Origin of the sequence: Paraburkholderia sp. WC7.3g (genome assembly GCF_050436345.1) — a bacterium.
Classification (GTDB): Bacteria; Pseudomonadota; Gammaproteobacteria; order Burkholderiales; family Burkholderiaceae; genus Paraburkholderia; species Paraburkholderia podalyriae.
The window spans coordinates 463,175-481,466 of the sequence record NZ_JBNDMA010000001.1; the positions used below are offsets into that span (position 1 = coordinate 463,175).

The following is an 18,292-nucleotide window of genomic DNA, read 5'->3' on the forward strand; positions in this document are numbered from 1 at the left end:
CGATAGCAGCAAAAGCAGCGAGATCAGCAGGGATCAGCGAAAGCCAGCGAAGCTCAGCGCCCCGCGTCGAGATAAGGCTTCAGCCAGCCCAGTCCCGCCGAGGTCCCCGCGCGCGGCCGGTATTCGCAGCCGATGTAGCCGTCGTAGCCGAGCGCATCGATCAGATCGAACAGGTACGGATAGTTCAGTTCGCCGATGTCGGGCTCGTGCCGCTCCGGCACGCCGGCGATCTGGATGTGGCCGATGCCGGCCATATCGCGTTTGAGCTTGATCGCGAGATCGCCCTCGACGATCTGGCAGTGATAGCAATCGAACTGCACTTTCAGGTTCGGCGCGCCGACTTCGGCGCAGATCGCCTGCGCGTCGTCCTGTCGATTGAGGAAATAACCGGGAATGTCGCGCGTGTTGATCGGCTCGATGACGATCGTGATCTGATCGGCTTGCGCGGCTCGCGCGGCATAGGCGAGATTGTTCAGGTACACGTCGCGCTGTGTTTTACGCTGCGTTTCGCCCGCCTGATCGCCGCCGATCAACCCCGCCATCACATGCAGCTTGCGATTGCCGAGCACTCGCGCGTACCCGAGCGCCGTGTCGACGCTGCGGCGGAACTCATCCTCGCGGCCGGGCAGCGATGCGATGCCGCGCTCGCCGCCGTGCCAGTCGCCGGGCGGTGCATTGAACAGCGCCTGCGTGAGGCCGTGCGCGTCGAGCCGTGCCTTCAGTTCGTTCGCGCGGTACTCGTAGGGAAACAGGAATTCGACCGCATTAAAACCATCGCGCGCGGCCGCGGCGAAACGATCGAGGAACGCGTGCTCGTGGTACATCATCGACAGATTGGCGGCGAAGCGAGGCATGGTGGCAGCTCCTTTAAGACAGTGCGATGCGGTGCGCGGCCTTCATCGGTCATGCGCCCCGCTACCAGCGCGCGCCGAACGCGGCACAGAGTTCTTCGATCGCGGCGGGGTCGAGCGGCGCGGGTCGCGGATTCGTCATCAGCCACAGGCGCGCGGTCTCCTCGAGCTCTTCGAGCACATACGACGCATGCGCGACCGAGCGGTCCCACACCACCGGCCCCAAACGTTCGAGCAACACCGCGCGCACCCGATCGGCCAGCGCAGCGATCTGCGCGGCCACTTGCGGATCGCCCGGGCGTCGATAGCGAATCAGCGGTACATGTCCTACTTTCATCACGTAGTACGGCGTGATCGGCGGCAACACGTCCGCTTCGCTCCACACGCCCGCGAGCGTCAACGCGACCAGATGGGTCGAATGGGTATGGACGATGCCGCGCGCGTCGCCGTTGCGCGCATAGATGCCGCGATGCAGCGCGAGCGTTTTCGACGGCTTGCCGCCCGACACCGCGTGGCCATCCGCATCGACCTTCGCGATGTCGGCCGGATCGAGGCGGCCGAGGCACGCGTCGGTCGGCGTGATCAGCCAGCCGTCGTCGAGCCGCGCGCTGATGTTGCCGGCGCTGCCGACGGTATAGCCGCGCTGATACAGACTCGCGCCGACCGCGCAGATTTCCTCGCGCACGCGCGCTTCGGTGGATGTATGAAGTGCCGGTGCGTCGCTCATTGCGCGGCTCCGTCGAGATGGCCCAGCGCCTTGTCGAAGAAGTCGGTCGTGCCGAAGTTGCCGGACTTCAGCGCGAGCGCGAGCGGCTCGGCGCCGGTCGTCGCCGTGGCCGGCACGCCCGGATCGATCTGCGCGCCGATGCGCAGCATGCGCACGTCGAGCGCCTGCACGACCGCGCCCGAGGTCTCGCCGCCCGCGACGACGAACTTGCGCACGCCGCGTTCGCGCAGGCCGCGCGCAATCGACGCCAACGTCATCTCCACCAGATGCCCGGCCTCGTTGACGCCGAGTTCGCGCTGTACGGCCTGCACCTGGTCGGTCGATGCGGTCGCATAGATCAGCACCGGCTCCGCGTGCGCGAAGCGCTGTTGCGCGAACGCGAGCGCCTCGCCGACGACATCCTCGCCGCGCGCCGCCGCGAGCGGATCGATGCGAAACGCGGGCCGCGTCGCGCACCATGCGGCGACCTGCGCGTTGGTCGCTTTCGACGCACTGCCCGCGAGCACCGCCGACAAACCTCCGACACGCGGCAATTGCGCGGCATGGGTTTGCTCGCCGAGCAGAGCCGCGCGCCGAAAGTTGGCCGGCAAGCCGAGCGCGACGCCGGAGCCGCCGGTGATCAGCGCGAGATCCGCGCAGGCCGCGCCGAGCGTGTGCAGATCGGCGTCGGACACCGCGTCGGCAATCGCGATGCGCACGCCGTCGGCGCGCAACGCGGCGAATGCGGCGCGCGCGCCCGCGTCGCCTTGTGCGAGCGCGTCGTAACGCACGAGCCCGACCTTCGATTGAGTTTGGCGCCGCAGCACGCGCACGAGGTTCGCGTCGCGCATCGGCGTCAGCGGATGGTTTTCCATGCCCGACTCGTTGAGCAGCGCATCGCCGACGAACAGATGACCGCGAAAAATCGTGCGGCCGTTCTCGGGAAACGCGGGACACGCGATCGTGAACGACGCGCGCTCAGCGAACTCGGCGGACAGCGCGTTCAGCAACGCATCAGTCACTGGGCCGATGTTGCCTGCATCGGTCGAATCGAAGGTCGAGCAGTATTTGAAGAAGAATTGCCGGCAGCCTTGCGCGCGCAGCCAGGCGAGCGCGGCGAGCGATTGCGCGACCGCGTCGGCGGCGGCGATCGTGCGCGACTTCAGCGCAACGACGAGCGCGTCGGCGTCGAGCGCTTCGTCCGAGGTGGGCACGCCGATCGTCTGCACGGTACGCATGCCACCGCGCACGAGCATGTTGGCGAGATCGGTGGCGCCGGTGAAATCGTCGGCGATGCAGCCGAGCAACGCGGGTTTCGTCTGAGCCGTCATGACCCGCCCCTCGCCTATTGCTTCGCCGGCAATTCGATGCCGGGAAAAATCTTCACCACCGCCGAGTCGTCTTCGCCACCGTGGCCCGCCGTCGACGCCATCATGAACATCTGATGCGCTGCCGCCGACAGCGGCAGCGGAAATTTGGTGCGACGCGCGGTATCGAGCACGAGGCCCAGGTCCTTCACGAAAATATCGACCGCCGACAGCGGCGTGTAGTCGCCCGCGAGAATATGCGGCACACGATTCTCGAACATCCACGAATTGCCCGCGCTGTGCGTGATCACGTCGTACAGCGCGTCCGGGTCGACGCCTTCGCGAAGGCCGAGCGCGAGCGCCTCGGCGGCCGCCGCGATATGCACGCCGGCCAGCAGCTGATTGATGATCTTCACCTTCGAGCCGACGCCATGCTCGGCGCCGAGCCGATACACGTTGCCGGCGATCGCGGCGAGCACGTCCTCGCACGCGGCGTAAGCGGCCGTGGGACCGGACGTCATCATCGTCATTTCGCCCGACGCGGCGCGCGCCGCTCCACCCGATACCGGCGCATCGAGCATCAGCAGACCGGCCGCCTCGACGCGCTTGCCGAGATCGCTCGCGAATTCCGGCGCGACCGTGGCACACGCGATCACGACACCGCCCGGCTTCATCGCCGCGAGCGCGCCATGCTCGCCGAACAGTACGGCTTCGGTTTGCGCGGCATTCACGACCAGCGTGATCACGACCTCGCAATGCGCGCCGAGATCCGAGGGCGTCGCGCAGCCTACGCCGCCTTCATCGACGAACGCCTGCAGCACGTCGCGCCGCAAGTCGCACGCGTGAACGCCAAAGCCCGCGCGCAACAGCGAGCGCGCGACGCCGAGCCCCATGGCCCCCAAACCTATGACACCGACATTTCTCGACATGCGTGACCTCTATGGATTGGTGCTGCATTCGTGGATTCACGCGCGTCAGACGATGCCCGCCTCGGCAAGTCGCCGCGCCGCGTTGTACAGATGCGTCTGCGCGGCATTGCGCGCCGCCATCGGATCGCCGGCACGAATCGCGGCGGCGATCGCCGCGTGCTCCTCGCGCACCTGCCGCGAGAAGTCCTCGCGCAGCGCCTCGTTGCGACGCGTAACGACCGTGCCCGCCTGGAGGTACTGATTGACGAACGTCAACGTCTTCAGGAAATAGGGATTGCCCGTCGCCGCCGCGATCGCGCGATGAAACGCGACGTCTTCGGCAACGCCGTCTTCGCCGTCGGCGACCGCCCGTTCGATGCGCGCGAGCGCGGCGTCGATCGCGGCCATGTCGGCATCGCTGCGGCGCATCGCGGCTTCCGACGCGACCTCGGCCTCGATCGCGCGGCGCAGCGCAAGGATGTGCACGACCGAGCCCGGTTCGACGGCTTCCGCATAGTCGATCCGCAGCGGGCGGATCGCGCCGTGCCCGGCGACGAACACGCCACTACCCTGGCGCGGCTCGACCACCCCCTCGTTCTTCAGCCGCGACAGCGCCTCGCGAATCACCGTGCGGCTCACGCCGAACTGTTGCGAGAGCACGGCTTCGGTCGGCAGCCTGGCGCCGCGCGCGAAGGTGCCCTTGTCGATCTGCTTCAGCAGTTGCTGCGCGACGGTGTCGCTCAACGCGCGCGCGGGAATCTTGTCGAACATGGTGGATCGGTGGGATCGGATGCGGTGAAGTGATCTGGTTATCGGGTCATCATACAAATTTGAACCGCGAATCGCATTCACGCAAACCCTGGGTTTTTTGAACGGATCGGCGTTATTTGGCGAAACAGAAGGCTTAAGCTATCGTCTCGCCTTTGCGCCGCCACGCAAAACGCGGCGCCGCATCGAAATCAACGCGCGTCGCACGTCCTTCGTGCGCACTTTTCCGACACCACGATCAAGGTCCATGAGCAAAGCCCTGCCGCCGTCTTCCGTCGCGCCCGCCAACGCCGAACCGGCCCCGGAGAAACCGGGCGACTCGTACGTGCAGTCGTTCGCGCGGGGCCTCGCGGTCATCCGCGCATTCGACGCGACGCGCCCCGAACAGACGCTCACCGACGTCGCCGCGGCGACCGGCCTCACGCGCGCCGGCGCGCGCCGGATCCTGCTCACGCTGCAAACGCTCGGCTACGTGGAAGCCGAGGGGCGCCTGTTCCGTCTGACGCCGAAGATTCTCGACCTCGGCTTCGCGTACCTGACCTCGATGCCGTTCTGGAATCTCGCCGAACCGGTGATGGAGAGCCTGTCGGCGCAGGTGCACGAAAGCTGCTCGGCGGCCGTGCTCGATCGCACCGAGATCGTCTACGTGCTGCGCGTGCCGACCCACAAGATCATGACGATCAACCTGTCGATCGGCAGCCGCCTGCCCGCGTACTGCACGTCGATGGGCCGCGTGCTGCTCGCCTCGCTCGACGACCAGACGCTCGACGCAACGCTGAACTCGTCGCCGCTCTACGCGCACACGCCGCGCACCGTCACCGACAAGGAAGAGTTGAAGAGGTTGATCGAGCAGGTGCGACGCCAGGGGTGGGCGATCGTCGATCAGGAGCTCGAAGGCGGCTTGATTTCGCTGTCCGCGCCGATTCGCAATCGCCAGGGCCGTGTGATCGCCGCGATGAACATCAGCGGCAACGCGCAGCGCAATTCGGCCAAACAGATGGTGAAGGCGTTTCTGGAACCGCTGCAGCAAGCCGCGCAGACGGTCTCCGAGATGGTCGCGCGACGGGGCTGATGAGGCGCGCACTGGGTCGCGCCCCGCGGCGTTCGCTGCGATCGCTCACCGCGCGAGGTAGCGCTCCACCAGCCGCGCCCAGAAGGCTGCGCCGATCGGCAGGTTGCGGTCGTTGAAGTCGTAGTGCGGGTTGTGCACCATGCAGCCGTCCTCGCCGGCGCCATTGCCGATGCGCAGGAACGTGCCCGGCCGCTGCTGCAGCATGAACGCGAAGTCCTCGCTGCCCATCAGGATGTCGGTGTGCTCGACCACCTTGGCGTCGCCGACCAGCTCGCGCGCGACCTGCACCGCGAAATCCGTTTCGGCGTCCGTATTGATGACGACCGGATACCCTTCGATGTACTCGACGTTCGCCGTGCCGCCATAGCTCGCGGCCTGCGATTCGGCAAGCTCGATGATGCGCTTCTTCAGCAACGCGCGTACCTCGGGGCTGAACGAGCGCACGCTCAGTTCGAGCCGCGCGCTGCTCGAAATCACGTTGTTCGCGGTGCCCGCGTGCATCGAGCCGACCGTCACCACGGCCGGCTGCGACGGATCGACGTTGCGCGCGACGATCGTCTGCAGCGCCATCACGATGCTCGCGGCCACCACGACCGGATCGACGGTCAGATGCGGACGCGCCGCATGCCCGCCGATGCCTTCTATCGTGATGATCGCCTTGTCGCCCGCCGACATGAACGGCCCCTTGCGGAACAGCAGCACGCCCGGCTCCGCGCCCGGATGGTTGTGCAGGCCGAACACGGCGTCGCACGGGAAGCGCTCGAACAGGCCGTCGTTGATCATCTTCAGCGCGCCGCTGTCGATGCCGCTCTCCTCGGCCGGCTGGAAATACAGATGCACGGTGCCCGAGAAATTGCGCGTGGCCGCGAGCCGTTGCGCGGCGCCGAGCAGGATCGTCGTATGGCCGTCGTGGCCGCACGCGTGCATCTTGCCGTGGGTGCCGCTCGCGTACGGCAGGCCGGTCTGCTCGATGATCGGCAGCGCGTCCATGTCCGCGCGAATGCCAATGCTGCGCTGACTGTCGCCCACTTTCAGCGTGCCGACCACGCCGGTCTTGCCGACCCCGCGCGTGACCTGCCAGCCCCATCGTTCGAGCTTGTCGGCGACGAGCGCCGCCGTTTGCACTTCTTCGTACGCGAGTTCGGGATGGTGATGAATGTGATGGCGAATCTCGCGCAGGCTCGCGGCGGCGGGCTCCAGATCGGACACTTCGGTCAAACGCGGGGTCTCGTTCATAGTTGGTATGGCTCCAGTGAGTAGCCTCGCACTATAGCCACGCCGTCAGGTTCGAATAAGATGCTATTTTTTTCACCCTGATTAACGCGTCTTATATTGGGGCCTACCCTTATGAAGCTGCAGCAGTTGCAGGCCTTCGTCGTCGCCGCGCGTCAGCGCAGCCTGCGCGCCGCCGCGCGTGAGCTTGGCGTCACACAGCCGGCCGTCACGCATACGATTCGCGAGTTGGAGAGCGCGCTCAACGCGGAACTAATGGTGCGCAGTGTGCGCGGCATCGAGCTGACCGCGTGCGGGCTCGCGCTGTTGCCGCGCGCCGAGCAGTTGCTCGGTGACATACGCCGCACCGTCGAGGCCGTCGAGCAGGTGAAGGGGGAACTGGCCGGCAAGGTCAGCGTCGGCACGATGCCATCGCTCGCGCTGACGGTGCTGCCGCATGCGGTGTCGAGCTTCCGCGAGAAGATGCCGCTAGTCAACCTGCATCTGGAGGAAGTCACGGTGCCCGATGCGCTCGCGCGTTTGCGCAACGGCGCGCTCGATCTCGCGGCGATCCATCACGTGCAGGCATTGGACAGCGACCTGGTGCAGGTGCCTCTGTACTCGACGCAGTTCGTCGTCACGATGCGCGCCGGGCATCCGCTCGCGAACGTCACGCGTCTGTCCGAACTGCTCGACGCCGAGTGGATCGTCACGGTCGGCGCCGATCATTTCCCGCACAGCGTGATGATGGCGATGTTCAGCGCGCACGGCCTGCCGGTGCCGAAGCGGCTGTTGCGCGCGCCGTCGTCGTTTGCGGTGACGCTCGGGCTGGTGTCGCAGACCGACGTGATCAGCTGCTTCACGCGGCCGCTCGCGCAGAAGGTCGCGCCGCTCGGCATTTGCGTCGCGCCGATCGAAGACGCGCTGCCGAACTACGATCTAAGCATCATCTCGCGACGCGATCTGCTGCCGACGCCGGCCGTGCAGCAGTTCGTCGCATGTTTGCGGCAGGTGACGCGGGAGCGGATGGAGGCCGTGCAATAAGCCGCTTGCCCGGGTGAGCGTGCGCTTGCGCTATGGGCTCACGCGCTCCTTGAGCACTGTGATCAAAGCGTGACCCGCGTCTTCGAGCGCGCCGGAGTTGTCGATCGTCGTGCAGCGCACGCCGGCGGGCAATGCAAACGGCGCACGCCGCGCGAGCCGCGCCGCGACCTGTTCCGCCGATTCGCGCGCCCGCGCGCCGAGCCGCGCTTCGAGAATATGGGGCGCGGCGCTCACATGCACCACTTCCGCGCGTGGATAGCGCGCGAGCGCATGCTGCACGTACTGCCGCGAGCCGTTGACGACCACCGTGCAGCCGCGCGCGAGCCACGCATCGAGTTCGATACCGATGCCATAGCGCAGCGAATGGCTCGACCATTCGAGCGCGAACAGGCCGAGCAGCGAACGCGCGGCGAACTCCTCGACGCTCAGTGTGACGTGCACTTCCCCATTGCCGCTCGGCCGCGTGATGTAACGATGCGCGAACACGACCGGCTCGCCGGCAAGCCGCTTGCGCGCGAATTGCAGCAGCGAGTCCTTGCCCGCGCCCGACGGCCCCATCACATAGATCAAACGCCCAGTCATTGGCTGCTCACCGCGCGTTGCTGCTTATCGTTGCCATAGCCGCGTTGCGCGCCGTCGCTGAACGGCAGCGCCCGCCACAGAATGAACGGGTCGCCCGGCGCCGGCTCGACGAACAGCGCGGCCTGATCGACCGCGAGCGGCCCAAGCGCGGGCGTGCGCTCACGCCACCAGGCGAGCAGCGTCGCGCGCTCGTCGGCATCGGCGAGCGAACTCGACAACGTCATGTGAAAACGGAACTCGTCGAACACGTACGGATAGCCCCATTGCAGCAGCAACGCACGTTGGCGCTCGCTAAGCGGCGCGGCGAGCCGGCGCTCGAGATCGGCCGCCGACGGATGCGCGCGCAGCCCGTCGAGCGATTGCAGCGCGTTCGACGCGAGTTCGCGAATGCGCGCCTCGCCATCTGCATTCGCGGGACGCATCGCGACGAAGTCGCCCAGCATGGCCGCTTCCACCGGCAACGCGAACGCGTGCTGCGCGAGCGCCCACGCACGCGCGGCCGCGAGCACGTCGTGCTGCGTGACGCCGGCGCCGGGCCGGAACGGCGCGACCAGCGTGCCATGCCAGCCATAGCGGCGCGGCGCGTCGGTCAACGCGGCGAGCGGGCGCGTCAGTCCCGGCGGCTGCGGCTGCGCGCAGCGCTCGCCGCTGTGCGCATCACGGCCGAGCCATGTCGAGCCGGCCCGCCACCAAGCGGATTCACGCGACGGCGCGTAGTACAGCGCAAAGCGCGCTTCGGCACTCCATGCGGGGCCGCTCACAGGTCGTGCTCCACGAGCAGTTGCACGCGGTCGGCCGCGAAATGCGTGAAGCCGTATTTGACCGGCGTGCCTTGCAGATCGACGTCGACGTTCTCGACCCACAGCACCGGCTGCTGACGGTTGATGTTGAGCCGCCGCGCGACCTCCGGCTCAGGCAGCACGCTGCCGATGCGGCTCCACTTGCGCAGATAATCGTCCACGCCGAATTCGGCCAGCGCCTTCGTCGTGCCACCGAGGCGTTGCACCACCTCCGGCAGATCCGGAAAACGCGTGGCCGGATACCAGCTGCGCGCGAACGTGAGCGGCACGCCGTCGGACGCGTTCAGCGATTCGATGCGATACACGGCCGCGCCCGCGCGCAGACCCAACGCCTTCGCGACAGTGGGCTCGGCCTTAACACGCGCCGCCGACAGCATCGTGCCCGCGGGCGAGTGATGCTGCTGACGCAGGTTTTCGGTGAAGCGCGTACGGCGGCCGATCGAATAGTCGATCGCGCCGGGCTGCACGAACGTGCCGCGCCCCTGCTCGACGCTGACCAGGCCGAGCGCGGCGAGGCCGAGCATCGCGCGACGCACCGTGTGGCGGTTGACGTCGAAGCGCTTCGCCAGCTCGCCCTCGCTCGGCAGCCGCCCTTCTTCGCCGAACCCGCTCGCCGCGATCTCGGCGGCCAGGATCTGTTCGATCTGTCTCCAGACGGCCACGCCCGCGCCGCGTTCGAGCGTCGTGGCCGGCGCCGCGCTGTCGTTCGATGTCATGGTGCTGTCATTCCCTTCGGTTCAAATGATCGCCATCACGTGCATTGTAGTGCGCGAGCCGTGATGGAAATATGAAACGTCAGCCTTGTACGACAGTCCAGACTTCTATGCTTATAAACGTCTAGACGTTTAGACGTTTAGATGAATAGATGCTCCAATGTACACTCGCTGGATCGATAGGAAATCCGATGAGCCCGAGTTCCGTTCCTCCCTCTTCGCCGCTGCCGGCCGTGTCTTCGGCGGCGCGGCGCGCCTGGATGGCCGTGCTGGCGCGTACGCCGCGCGCCGACCTCGAAGCGGCGCTGCAGCGCGCGCTGCAAGGCCGCCCCACCCCCGCGTACGACTGGCTGCGTCCCCCTGAAATCGGCCTCGCGATGGTGCGAGGGCGGATCGGCGGCAGCGGCGACCCGTTCAATCTCGGTGAGGCAACGCTCACGCGCGCCACGCTGCGTCTGCATGCCAGCGGCGACGCCGAGGCCACCGTCGGCTTCGCCTGCCATCTGGGACGCGACCGCCGTCGCGCCGAACTGGCCGCTCTCGCCGATGCTTTGCTGCAGATGCCCGAGCATCATGACAGCCTGCAGCGTCAATTGATCGAGCCGTTCGCCGCGCAACAACGGACGCGGCGCGCGCAACAGCAACAGGATGCCGCGGCGACGCGCGTCGAATTCTTCACGATGGTGCGAGGCGACTGATGGAACATTCACCGATTGCGTTGTCCGCGCTGACGCCGGGTTTCGCGGACCCGGTCCACGATACCCAGGCCGTGTTTCGCACGCTGCTCGACGCGTTGTCGCGGCCCGGCACGATCGGCGTGATCCATGACGTGCTGCCCGCGTTGCGCAACACACCAGTTGAACCCGCCGCGTTCGCCGCGCTGCTGACGCTGTGCGACTACGCGACGCCGGTCTGGCTCGCGCAGCCCGATACCGCGCTCGCGTCGGCGTTGCGTTTCCATACCGGCGCGCCGCTCGTCGAGGCGCCCGGCGCGGCCGCGTTCGCGTATGTGCACGATGCCGACGCGTGGCCGCCGCTCGAAAGCTTCGCGCCCGGCAGCGACGAGTCGCCCGAACAGTCGGCCACGCTGCTGATCCGCGTCGACGCGCTGAGCGGCGGCACACCGGTCACGCTCAGCGGACCCGGCATTCGCGGTACCGAAACAATTTCGCCGGTCGGTCTTCCCGCGCGGTTCTGGCAAGAACGCGCGATGCTCGCACCGCTGTTTCCGTGCGGCATCGACTGTTATCTGGTTTGCGGCCTGCGCGTGATCGGCCTGCCGCGCACAACTGAAGCGAAGGTGAACTGATGTACGTTGCCGTCAAAGGTGGGGAACGCGCGATCGAGGCGTCGTGGCGCCTGCTCGACAAAGCGCGCCGCGGCGATACGCAGATCGCCGAACTGAGCGTCGCGCAGATTCGCGAGCAGTTGCGGCTCGCGGTCGCGCGGGTGATGACCGAAGGCTCGGTCTACGACGAAGAGCTCGCCGCGCTCGCAATCAAGCAGGCGGCCGGCGATCTGGTCGAAGCGATCTTCCTGCTGCGCGCGTATCGCACCACGTTGCCGCGCTTCGGCTATACGCGTGCGATCGATACCGAAACGATGCAGGTCGAGCGGCGCATCTCGGCGACCTTCAAGGACCTGCCCGGCGGCCAGCTGCTCGGCGCGACCTATGACTACACGCAGCGTCTGCTCGATTTCGCGTTGCTGGCCGATGGTGATGGTGCACAGCAAGGCGTGACGCGAGGCAGCGGGCCGGTTCCGCAAGAGCCGCCCGCGCCGGAATCGATGCCGCGCGTCGTGTCGCTGCTCGACAAGGAAGGCCTGATCGAACAGGAGCGCCCGACACCCGATGGCGCGCAACCCGGCGATCTGTCGCGCGAACCGCTCGCGTTTCCGGCGAGCCGCGCAACGCGTCTGCAAAATCTCGCGCGTGGCGACGAAGGCTTCCTGCTCGCGATGGGCTATGCGACGCAGCGCGGCTACGCGCACTCGCATCCGTTCGCGGGCGAGATCCGCTTCGGCACGATCGCGCTCGAGATGGACCTCGACGAACTCGGCGAAGCAGTCGACATCGGCGATATCGACATCACCGAGTGCCAGATGATCAACCAGTTCGCGGGCAGCGGCGCGGTGCCGCCCGCCTTCACGCAAGGCTACGGTCTCGCGTTCGGCCACTCGGAGCGCAAAGCGATGGCGATGGCGCTGGTCGATCGCGCGTTGCGCGCCGAAGAACTCGGCGAAACGCTCGCGTCGCCGACGCAGGACATCGAATTCATGCTATCGCATAGCGACAACGTCGAGGCGTCGGGTTTCGTGCAGCACCTGAAGCTGCCGCATTACGTCGACTTCCAGGCGGAGCTGGAACTGGTACGGCGTCTGCGCGCGCAGCATCACAGCCACGATGAAACAAGCCGCGAGACCGGCAAGGAGCAGGCAGCATGAACGCGCCCGACACCGCCGTTGCCAACACCTCATACGACAGCGCCGCACACGGCTACAACTTCGCGTATCTCGACGAGCAGACCAAGCGCATGCTGCGCCGCGCGCTGCTGAAGGCAGTCGCCGTGCCGGGCTACCAGGTGCCGTTCGCGTCGCGCGAAATGCCGCTGCCGTATGGCTGGGGCACCGGCGGCATCCAGGTGACGGCCGCGATCATCGGCAAAACGGACACGCTGAAGGTCATCGATCAGGGCTCGGACGAAACCACCAACGCGGTCAACATCCGCCGCTTCTTCGCGCGCACCACGGGCGTGACGACCACGCGGCATACCAGCGAAGCGACGATCATCCAGACGCGGCACCGGATTCCTGAAACGCCGCTGACCGAGCGGCAGATCCTCGTCTATCAGGTGCCGATGCCCGAGCCGCTGTACCGGCTCGAACCGCGCGTCGCAGAATGCAAAAAGCTGCATGCGCTCGCCGATTACGGATTGATCAGCGTGAAGCTGTACGAGGACATCGTGCATCACGGCAGCATCGCGACCACCTACGACTACCCGGTGATCGTCAATCATCGCTATCTGAGCTCACCGTCGCCGATCCCGAAGTTCGACAATCCGAAGATGCATATGAACGCGGCGCTGCAACTATTCGGCGCGGGCCGCGAACGCCGCATCCACGCGATTCCGCCTTATACGCCGGTGCGCAGCCTCGACTTCGACGATCATCCGTTCGAAGTGCAGAAGTGGCAGCACGCGTGCGCGCTGTGTGGATCGAAGGAAAGCTTTCTCGACGAAATGATCGTCGACGATGCGGGCACGCGCATGTTCGTGTGCTCCGATAGCGACTACTGTCACGAGCGGCGCGGCGACGGCGATATCGAACCGCCAGCAGCGCTGCCGCGCGCCACGCGCGAAGGAGAATCCGCATGACGCCGCTTCTGAGCGCACGCGCGCTCACCAAACAATATGGCGGCCGCAACGGTTGCCGCAACGTGAGCTTCGATCTGTATCCGGGCGAGGTGCTGTGCATCGTCGGCGAATCGGGCTCGGGCAAAACCACGCTGCTCAATACGCTGGCGCTGAAGACCGAGGCCGATAGCGGCTCGCTGCACTACACCGCGTCGCATGGCGACTCGCTCGATCTGCGCGCGCTGTCCGAGCCGCGCCGCCGTCTGCTGATGCGCACCGAGTGGGGCTTCGTGCAGCAGAATCCGCGCGACGGCCTGCGCAGCGGCGTATCGGCCGGGGCCAACATCGGCGAGCCGTTGATGGCGGTCGGCGCGCGCCACTACGGCGAGATTCGCCGCACGGCCACGCAATGGATGGAGCGCGTCGAGCTCGACGCGACGCGCATCGACGAATTCCCCGCCGCGTTTTCGGGCGGCATGCAGCAGCGTCTGCAGATCGCGCGCAATCTCGTCACCGGTCCGCGGCTGGTGTTCATGGACGAACCGACCGCCGGTCTCGACGTGTCCGTGCAGGCGCGTCTGCTCGATTTGCTGCGTACGCTGAGCTCGACGCTGCATCTGTCGGTGCTGATCGTCACGCACGATATCGGCGTCGCGCGTCTACTCGCGCATCGGCTCATCGTGATGCAGGCGGGCGAAGTCGTCGAAGCCGGCCTGACCGATCAGGTGCTCGACGATCCGCAGCACCCTTATACGCAAACGCTGGTTTCCTCGGTTCTGCCGGTTTGAGGCTCACAATGCGATCCACTGAGGTAGTCATCGACGCAGACAGCAATGCGCGCCACGGCGAGCGCGCTTTCGCCGACAACGCGGCGCTGATGCTGCGCGCCACCGGCATCGGCAAGACTTTCACGCTGCACGGCCAGGGCGGCGTGCGGATCGACGCGCTCGCGAATGTGTCGCTCGAGGTCGAGCGCGGCGAATGCGTGGTGCTGGTCGGGCCGTCGGGTGCGGGCAAGAGCACGCTGCTGCGCTGTCTGTATGGCAACTATCTGGCGAGCAGCGGCTCGATCGCGATTCGCGACACCAGCGATCACGGCCGGCCTGTCACGATCACCGGTGCCGAACCGCGTGAGGTGCTGCGTCTGCGCCGTGGCGTGGTCGGCTACGTGAGCCAGTTTTTGCGCGTGATTCCGCGCGTGCCGACGCTTGCGCTGGTCGCCGAGCCGCTGGTGTTGCACGGCGTCGCCGAACACGAAGCCAGCGCGCGCGCCGCTGAATTGCTCGCGCGGCTGAACGTGCCCGAGCGTCTGTGGTCGCTCGCGCCCGCGACGTTTTCGGGCGGCGAGCAGCAGCGCGTGAACATCGCGCGCGGTTTGATCGCCGGGCATCCGCTGTTGCTGCTCGACGAGCCGACCGCTTCGCTCGATGCGGAAAACCGCGACGTGGTGGCCGATCTGATCGTCGAGGCGCGCGAGCGCGGCGCGGCGATCGTTGGTATCTTTCACGACGAGGAGACACGCAACAAGGTCGCGACGCGCCGCCTCGAACTGCGGCCGCCGCTGCGGCACCAATCTGAAACCAGCCCCGACTGACTACGGAGCAAGTCGATGTTGATCAGCAACGCTCGCATCGTGACGCGAGACGAAGAATTCATAGGCGCCGTGCGCGTCGAAGACGGCGTGATTCGCGACGTCGAACGCGGTGGGAGTTCGGCGCGCGACGCCGAAGACTGGGACGGCGATTATCTGCTGCCCGGTCTGATCGAACTGCATACGGACAATCTCGAGAAGCACCTGGTGCCGCGTCCCGGCGTCCAATGGAATACCGACGCGGCCTTCGTGATCCACGACGCGCAGGTCGCCGCAGCCGGCATCACGACGGTATTCGACGCGCTCGCGATCGGCTCGCGCTCGAACGTTGGGCTGCGTAACCGCGATGTGCAGACGCAATGCGCCGATTCGCTGCTGCGGCTGTCCACGCGTCGACTGCTGCGCGCCGAGCACTTTCTGCATCTGCGCTGCGAGATCGCGACCGCCGACGTACTAGAGGTATTCGATTCGCTGTGCGCGCATCCGCTGCTGCGGCTCGCGTCGGTGATGGACCATACGCCGGGCCAGCGCCAATGGCACGACCGCGAGCAATGGCGCCGCTACCAGGAACGCAACGGCAAGATGAGCGACGAGCGCGTCGCGACCGCGCTCGCCGAGCTTGCGGTCGAACAGGCGCGTTACGCGGATGCGCACCGCCGCGAGATCGTCGAGCGTTGCGGGCGGCTCGGCATTCCGGTCGCGAGCCACGACGACACGCTGATCGAGCACGTCGAACAGGCGAAGGCCGAGGGCATCGTGCTCGCCGAATTCCCGACCACGCGCATCGCCGCGCAAGCCGCGCGCGAGCACGGCATCGCGACGATCATGGGCGCGCCGAACATCGTGCGCGGCGGCTCGCATTCGGGCAACGTGTCGGCGCTCGAGCTCGCGCGCGCGGACCTGCTCGACATTCTGTCGTCGGATTACGTGCCATCGAGCTTGCTGAGTGCGGTGTTCGATCTCGTCGAAAAAGCGGGCTGGCCGCTGCCGCGCGCGATGGCAACGGTCTCGGCCGAACCGGCGCGCACCGCCGGCCTCACGGATCGCGGCGCGATCGAGCCGGGCCTGCGCGCCGACCTCGTGCGCGTGACGATGCTCGACAGGCTGCCGGTGCCGCGCGCGACTTATCGCGGCGGAGTGCGGATCGTTTGAGTGGGCTATATGAGCGCGCCTGCGTCTCAGCTCGACAACGGCACGCGCTCAGGTTCGTCCGCCTCGAACCAGGCGGGGTTGCGCTCGGCGATCGGGCCGAGCGACACGAGGATTTCGCGCAGATGGCGGCGCATCGCGTCTTCGGCGGCTGTCGGGTCGTGCGCGCGCAGTCCGGCCAGGATCTTCGCGTGCTGGCGGATCAGCAGATCGAGCGGCGACACATCGGGTAGGCTCAGATAGCGCACGCGGTCCATTTGCGCCTTGATGTCCTGGATCGTTTCCCACGCGGCCGTGCAGTCGATTGCCCGGGCGATCGCGTAGTGGAACGCTTCGTCGAGCGCGAGAAACGCGGCCGTGTCGTTCGCTTTCGCCGCGAGTTTCTGCTCGCGCAGATTCTCGGCGAGCGCCTGCAACTGCTCGTCGGTAATCGAAACCGCCGCCTTGCGCACCACCGCGGTTTCGATCGCCTCGCGAATGAAGCGTCCTTCGCGCACCCGACGCGGAGAAATCCGCTTCACGAAGGTGCCGCGCTGCGGCAGCACTTGCAACACGCCCGCCTCGACCAGCTTGATGAATGCTTCACGTACAGGCTGGCGAGACACCTGAAACATGTCCGAGACCTCCTTCTCCGACAGCGGCGTGCCCGGCACCATCTGGCCGACGAAAATCGCCTCGCGCAGCGCGCGGAAAATCTGTTTGCCGATCGGCTCGTGAGAATCGAACGACAGGTGTGCGGTCAGGTCGGGCAGCCCGACGCGCGCGTTAGCCTGCGCGGCGGCGCGGCCACGCTTGCGTGGCGCGCTCGACGCGGCGGCGGAAGAAGACGGGAGCTCGGCGAGATGATTGCTGGTGGGCATTGGCAAAGCAGCGAATAGCGGCGGATCGGAAGCGAATAAAAGCTCCGCACCATACTACCATGCGCGCTCGACCGTCAAAGTGCCCGCGCGCGGCTCACGCACCCATATCAAGGAACAGACGGCGCCGAGCACCGCAATCGCGCCTGCCAGCACGAACGCGCTGCCGTATGCACCATGCGTCGCCTCGACGATAAAGCCGGTCACCGCCGGCCCGATCACGCCGGCCAGGTTCGCCAGCAGATGCACGAAGCCGCCCACGCCGCCGACGTGTTCGCGCGGCACGGTGTCCTGGATCACGGCCCAATAGACGGCGCCCGTCGCATAGAGGAAAAAGATCGACACCGACATCAGCGCGACCGCGCCCTGCATACTGGAGACGCGCCCGGCGAGAGCAACGCACAGCGCCGCCGCGCCGAGGCAAGTGCCGAGCACGAGCTTGCGCGACAACAACGGCTTGCCCGTGATGCGCAGAATCAGGTCCGAAATGAAGCCGCCGGCCGCGAGGCCGATGCTGCCGAGCAGCCACGGAATCACGGTCGCGATGCTCATGTCGTGCAGGCTCAGGTGATGCGCGTCGGTCAGGTAGCTCGGGAACCACGACAGAAAAAAGAACAGCACGTAGTTGTAGGAGAAGAACGCGAACGCGGTCGCGAGAATGATCGGCTTGCGCAGGAAGTGGCCGAGCCCCGGCTTGCCCTGCTCGCTGCCGCCTGCGTGTACAAACGCGGGCTCGTCCGTCTGGCCGGCGCGGATCAGGTCGAGCTCGGCCGGCGTAATGCGCGTCTGCTGATGCGGATGCTCGGTCGTCGTCAGCGACCACAGCACGAGCCACGCGAGGCCGAATAGCATGATCGCGACGAACGCCCAGCGCCAGCCGAACTGCACGGCCATGAAACCGACCACAGGGCCCGCCAGCGCGCCGCCGAGCGGCGTGCCCGAACTGATCACGCCGATCGCGCTCGCCACCTCGCGGCGCGGAAACCAGTTGTTGACCATCTTGCTGGTCGATGAGCTGAACGGCCCTTCCCCCATGCCGAACAGCACGCGCAGCACGATCAGCGAACCGATGCCGCTCGCGAGCGCGGTCGCGCCGCAGAACACCGACCACACGCCCATCGCGGTACCGAACACCCGTTTCGCGCCGACCTTGTCGGACGCCAGACCGCCGACGAAATTGAATAGCGCATAACCGATGAAAAAGCTGCTGAACACGACGCCCATCTGCGCGTGCGAAAAATTGAGGTCCTTCTGGATCAACGGCGCGGCGATCGACAGCGCCGCGCGATCGAGGTAGTTGATGACGCCTGCCAGGAACAGCAGCGCGACGACGAACCAGCGTTGACTCTTGATCATCGGATGTCTCCTTCGGTGGCGCC

General features: G+C 66.8%; 20 protein-coding genes. 9 read left to right on the forward strand and 11 right to left on the reverse strand.

The features are described 5' to 3' along the window. Window positions 1-53: 53 nt before the first annotated feature. The 5 genes from otnI to OKW43_RS02215 all read right to left on the reverse strand — a co-directional run bounded on the left by otnI (window position 54) and on the right by OKW43_RS02215 (window position 4,543). On the reverse strand, window positions 54-854 hold the full coding sequence (gene otnI, locus OKW43_RS02195) for a 2-oxo-tetronate isomerase (protein WP_187636199.1): 801 nt from the start codon (window positions 852-854) through the stop codon (window positions 54-56). Window positions 855-915: 61 nt separating this feature from the next. Next, entirely contained in the window at window positions 916-1,578 is a 663-nt protein-coding gene (locus OKW43_RS02200; protein ID WP_429444927.1) for an aldolase, read from the reverse strand. Then, complete coding sequence (gene otnK / locus OKW43_RS02205) at window positions 1,575-2,888, reverse strand: 3-oxo-tetronate kinase (protein WP_429444929.1); 1,314 nt, start codon at window positions 2,886-2,888, stop codon at window positions 1,575-1,577. The genes OKW43_RS02200 and otnK overlap by 4 nt, the downstream gene beginning before the upstream one ends. 14 nt (window positions 2,889-2,902) lie before the next feature. Next, window positions 2,903-3,793 carry an L-threonate dehydrogenase gene (gene ltnD / locus OKW43_RS02210; RefSeq protein ID WP_429444931.1) on the reverse strand — a complete coding sequence of 297 codons (891 nt, stop codon included), beginning with the start codon at window positions 3,791-3,793 and terminating at the stop codon, window positions 2,903-2,905. 45 nt (window positions 3,794-3,838) lie between these two features. Next, window positions 3,839-4,543 carry a FadR/GntR family transcriptional regulator gene (locus OKW43_RS02215; RefSeq protein ID WP_429444933.1) on the reverse strand — a complete coding sequence of 235 codons (705 nt, stop codon included), beginning with the start codon at window positions 4,541-4,543 and terminating at the stop codon, window positions 3,839-3,841. A gap of 244 nt (window positions 4,544-4,787) precedes the next feature. Between OKW43_RS02215 and OKW43_RS02220 the strand changes: the two genes are divergently transcribed. Then, complete coding sequence (locus OKW43_RS02220; protein ID WP_429444935.1) at window positions 4,788-5,612, forward strand: IclR family transcriptional regulator; 825 nt, start codon at window positions 4,788-4,790, stop codon at window positions 5,610-5,612. 45 nt (window positions 5,613-5,657) lie between these two features. On the opposite strand, the gene OKW43_RS02225 is transcribed toward OKW43_RS02220, so the two are convergent. Then, window positions 5,658-6,848 (reverse strand): M20 aminoacylase family protein, encoded by a 1,191-nt coding sequence (locus OKW43_RS02225; protein ID WP_429444937.1) that lies wholly within the window; start codon window positions 6,846-6,848, stop codon window positions 5,658-5,660. Between the two features lie 111 nt (window positions 6,849-6,959). On the opposite strand from OKW43_RS02225, the gene OKW43_RS02230 reads away from it, so the two are divergent. After that, complete coding sequence (locus tag OKW43_RS02230; RefSeq protein ID WP_187636250.1) at window positions 6,960-7,868, forward strand: LysR family transcriptional regulator; 909 nt, start codon at window positions 6,960-6,962, stop codon at window positions 7,866-7,868. 30 nt (window positions 7,869-7,898) lie between these two features. On the opposite strand, the gene phnN is transcribed toward OKW43_RS02230, so the two are convergent. From phnN to phnF, 3 genes are read right to left on the reverse strand one after another with little or no spacing between them, the layout of a single operon-like run. Next, window positions 7,899-8,450 carry a phosphonate metabolism protein/1,5-bisphosphokinase (PRPP-forming) PhnN gene (phnN, locus tag OKW43_RS02235; protein ID WP_429444939.1) on the reverse strand — a complete coding sequence of 184 codons (552 nt, stop codon included), beginning with the start codon at window positions 8,448-8,450 and terminating at the stop codon, window positions 7,899-7,901. Beyond that, the gene (locus OKW43_RS02240; protein ID WP_187636207.1) at window positions 8,447-9,211 is read right to left on the reverse strand and encodes a DUF1045 domain-containing protein; all 765 of its coding nucleotides are present in this window, start codon (window positions 9,209-9,211) and stop codon (window positions 8,447-8,449) included. Before OKW43_RS02240 ends, phnN begins: the two co-directional genes overlap by 4 nt. Then, window positions 9,208-9,966: a phosphonate metabolism transcriptional regulator PhnF gene (gene phnF, locus OKW43_RS02245; RefSeq protein ID WP_187636208.1), complete on the reverse strand. Its 759-nt coding sequence runs from the start codon at window positions 9,964-9,966 to the stop codon at window positions 9,208-9,210. The genes OKW43_RS02240 and phnF overlap by 4 nt, the downstream gene beginning before the upstream one ends. Window positions 9,967-10,154: 188 nt before the next feature. Here phnF and phnG point away from each other — a divergent pair, with 188 nt between their 5' ends. The 7 genes from phnG to OKW43_RS02280 are packed head-to-tail and all read left to right on the forward strand — an operon-like array spanning window position 10,155 to window position 16,059. Continuing rightward, window positions 10,155-10,661 (forward strand): phosphonate C-P lyase system protein PhnG, encoded by a 507-nt coding sequence (gene phnG / locus OKW43_RS02250; protein ID WP_429444942.1) that lies wholly within the window; start codon window positions 10,155-10,157, stop codon window positions 10,659-10,661. Next, complete coding sequence (phnH, locus tag OKW43_RS02255) at window positions 10,661-11,272, forward strand: phosphonate C-P lyase system protein PhnH (protein ID WP_187636210.1); 612 nt, start codon at window positions 10,661-10,663, stop codon at window positions 11,270-11,272. The genes phnG and phnH overlap by 1 nt, the downstream gene beginning before the upstream one ends. Then, window positions 11,272-12,408: a carbon-phosphorus lyase complex subunit PhnI gene (locus OKW43_RS02260; protein ID WP_187636211.1), complete on the forward strand. Its 1,137-nt coding sequence runs from the start codon at window positions 11,272-11,274 to the stop codon at window positions 12,406-12,408. The genes phnH and OKW43_RS02260 overlap by 1 nt, the downstream gene beginning before the upstream one ends. After that, window positions 12,405-13,337 (forward strand): alpha-D-ribose 1-methylphosphonate 5-phosphate C-P-lyase PhnJ, encoded by a 933-nt coding sequence (locus tag OKW43_RS02265; protein ID WP_429444945.1) that lies wholly within the window; start codon window positions 12,405-12,407, stop codon window positions 13,335-13,337. Before OKW43_RS02260 ends, OKW43_RS02265 begins: the two co-directional genes overlap by 4 nt. Next, window positions 13,334-14,104 carry a phosphonate C-P lyase system protein PhnK gene (gene phnK / locus OKW43_RS02270; protein WP_429444947.1) on the forward strand — a complete coding sequence of 257 codons (771 nt, stop codon included), beginning with the start codon at window positions 13,334-13,336 and terminating at the stop codon, window positions 14,102-14,104. Before OKW43_RS02265 ends, phnK begins: the two co-directional genes overlap by 4 nt. Before the next feature lie 8 nt (window positions 14,105-14,112). Continuing rightward, window positions 14,113-14,910: a phosphonate C-P lyase system protein PhnL gene (gene phnL, locus OKW43_RS02275; RefSeq protein ID WP_429444949.1), complete on the forward strand. Its 798-nt coding sequence runs from the start codon at window positions 14,113-14,115 to the stop codon at window positions 14,908-14,910. A 15-nt stretch (window positions 14,911-14,925) separates the two neighbouring features. After that, the gene (locus OKW43_RS02280; protein WP_429444951.1) at window positions 14,926-16,059 is read left to right on the forward strand and encodes an alpha-D-ribose 1-methylphosphonate 5-triphosphate diphosphatase; all 1,134 of its coding nucleotides are present in this window, start codon (window positions 14,926-14,928) and stop codon (window positions 16,057-16,059) included. 26 nt (window positions 16,060-16,085) lie between these two features. Here the strand turns inward: OKW43_RS02280 and OKW43_RS02285 are convergent, their stop codons facing one another. Both OKW43_RS02285 and OKW43_RS02290 read right to left on the reverse strand, forming a co-directional pair. Continuing rightward, window positions 16,086-16,916, reverse strand: coding sequence for a GntR family transcriptional regulator (locus OKW43_RS02285; protein WP_222945668.1), 831 nt, complete (start codon window positions 16,914-16,916; stop codon window positions 16,086-16,088). Between the two features lie 54 nt (window positions 16,917-16,970). Continuing rightward, complete coding sequence (locus tag OKW43_RS02290; protein WP_187636216.1) at window positions 16,971-18,269, reverse strand: MFS transporter; 1,299 nt, start codon at window positions 18,267-18,269, stop codon at window positions 16,971-16,973. Window positions 18,270-18,292: the final 23 nt, after the last annotated feature.

Coding starts and splice junctions, on each gene's coding strand:
- phnL (WP_429444949.1), top strand. CDS start 14,113: ATGCGATCCACTGAGGTAGTCATCGACGCAGACAGCAATGCGCGCCAC.
- phnN (WP_429444939.1), bottom strand. CDS start 8,450: ATGACTGGGCGTTTGATCTATGTGATGGGGCCGTCGGGCGCGGGCAAG.
- otnK (WP_429444929.1), bottom strand. CDS start 2,888: ATGACGGCTCAGACGAAACCCGCGTTGCTCGGCTGCATCGCCGACGAT.
- OKW43_RS02260 (WP_187636211.1), top strand. CDS start 11,272: ATGTACGTTGCCGTCAAAGGTGGGGAACGCGCGATCGAGGCGTCGTGG.
- OKW43_RS02200 (WP_429444927.1), bottom strand. CDS start 1,578: ATGAGCGACGCACCGGCACTTCATACATCCACCGAAGCGCGCGTGCGC.
- OKW43_RS02285 (WP_222945668.1), bottom strand. CDS start 16,916: ATGCCCACCAGCAATCATCTCGCCGAGCTCCCGTCTTCTTCCGCCGCC.
- phnH (WP_187636210.1), top strand. CDS start 10,661: ATGGAACATTCACCGATTGCGTTGTCCGCGCTGACGCCGGGTTTCGCG.
- OKW43_RS02290 (WP_187636216.1), bottom strand. CDS start 18,269: ATGATCAAGAGTCAACGCTGGTTCGTCGTCGCGCTGCTGTTCCTGGCA.
- otnI (WP_187636199.1), bottom strand. CDS start 854: ATGCCTCGCTTCGCCGCCAATCTGTCGATGATGTACCACGAGCACGCG.
- OKW43_RS02280 (WP_429444951.1), top strand. CDS start 14,926: ATGTTGATCAGCAACGCTCGCATCGTGACGCGAGACGAAGAATTCATA.
- phnG (WP_429444942.1), top strand. CDS start 10,155: ATGAGCCCGAGTTCCGTTCCTCCCTCTTCGCCGCTGCCGGCCGTGTCT.
- OKW43_RS02265 (WP_429444945.1), top strand. CDS start 12,405: ATGAACGCGCCCGACACCGCCGTTGCCAACACCTCATACGACAGCGCC.
- OKW43_RS02230 (WP_187636250.1), top strand. CDS start 6,960: ATGAAGCTGCAGCAGTTGCAGGCCTTCGTCGTCGCCGCGCGTCAGCGC.
- OKW43_RS02220 (WP_429444935.1), top strand. CDS start 4,788: ATGAGCAAAGCCCTGCCGCCGTCTTCCGTCGCGCCCGCCAACGCCGAA.
- OKW43_RS02215 (WP_429444933.1), bottom strand. CDS start 4,543: ATGTTCGACAAGATTCCCGCGCGCGCGTTGAGCGACACCGTCGCGCAG.
- phnK (WP_429444947.1), top strand. CDS start 13,334: ATGACGCCGCTTCTGAGCGCACGCGCGCTCACCAAACAATATGGCGGC.
- ltnD (WP_429444931.1), bottom strand. CDS start 3,793: ATGTCGAGAAATGTCGGTGTCATAGGTTTGGGGGCCATGGGGCTCGGC.
- OKW43_RS02225 (WP_429444937.1), bottom strand. CDS start 6,848: ATGAACGAGACCCCGCGTTTGACCGAAGTGTCCGATCTGGAGCCCGCC.
- phnF (WP_187636208.1), bottom strand. CDS start 9,966: ATGACATCGAACGACAGCGCGGCGCCGGCCACGACGCTCGAACGCGGC.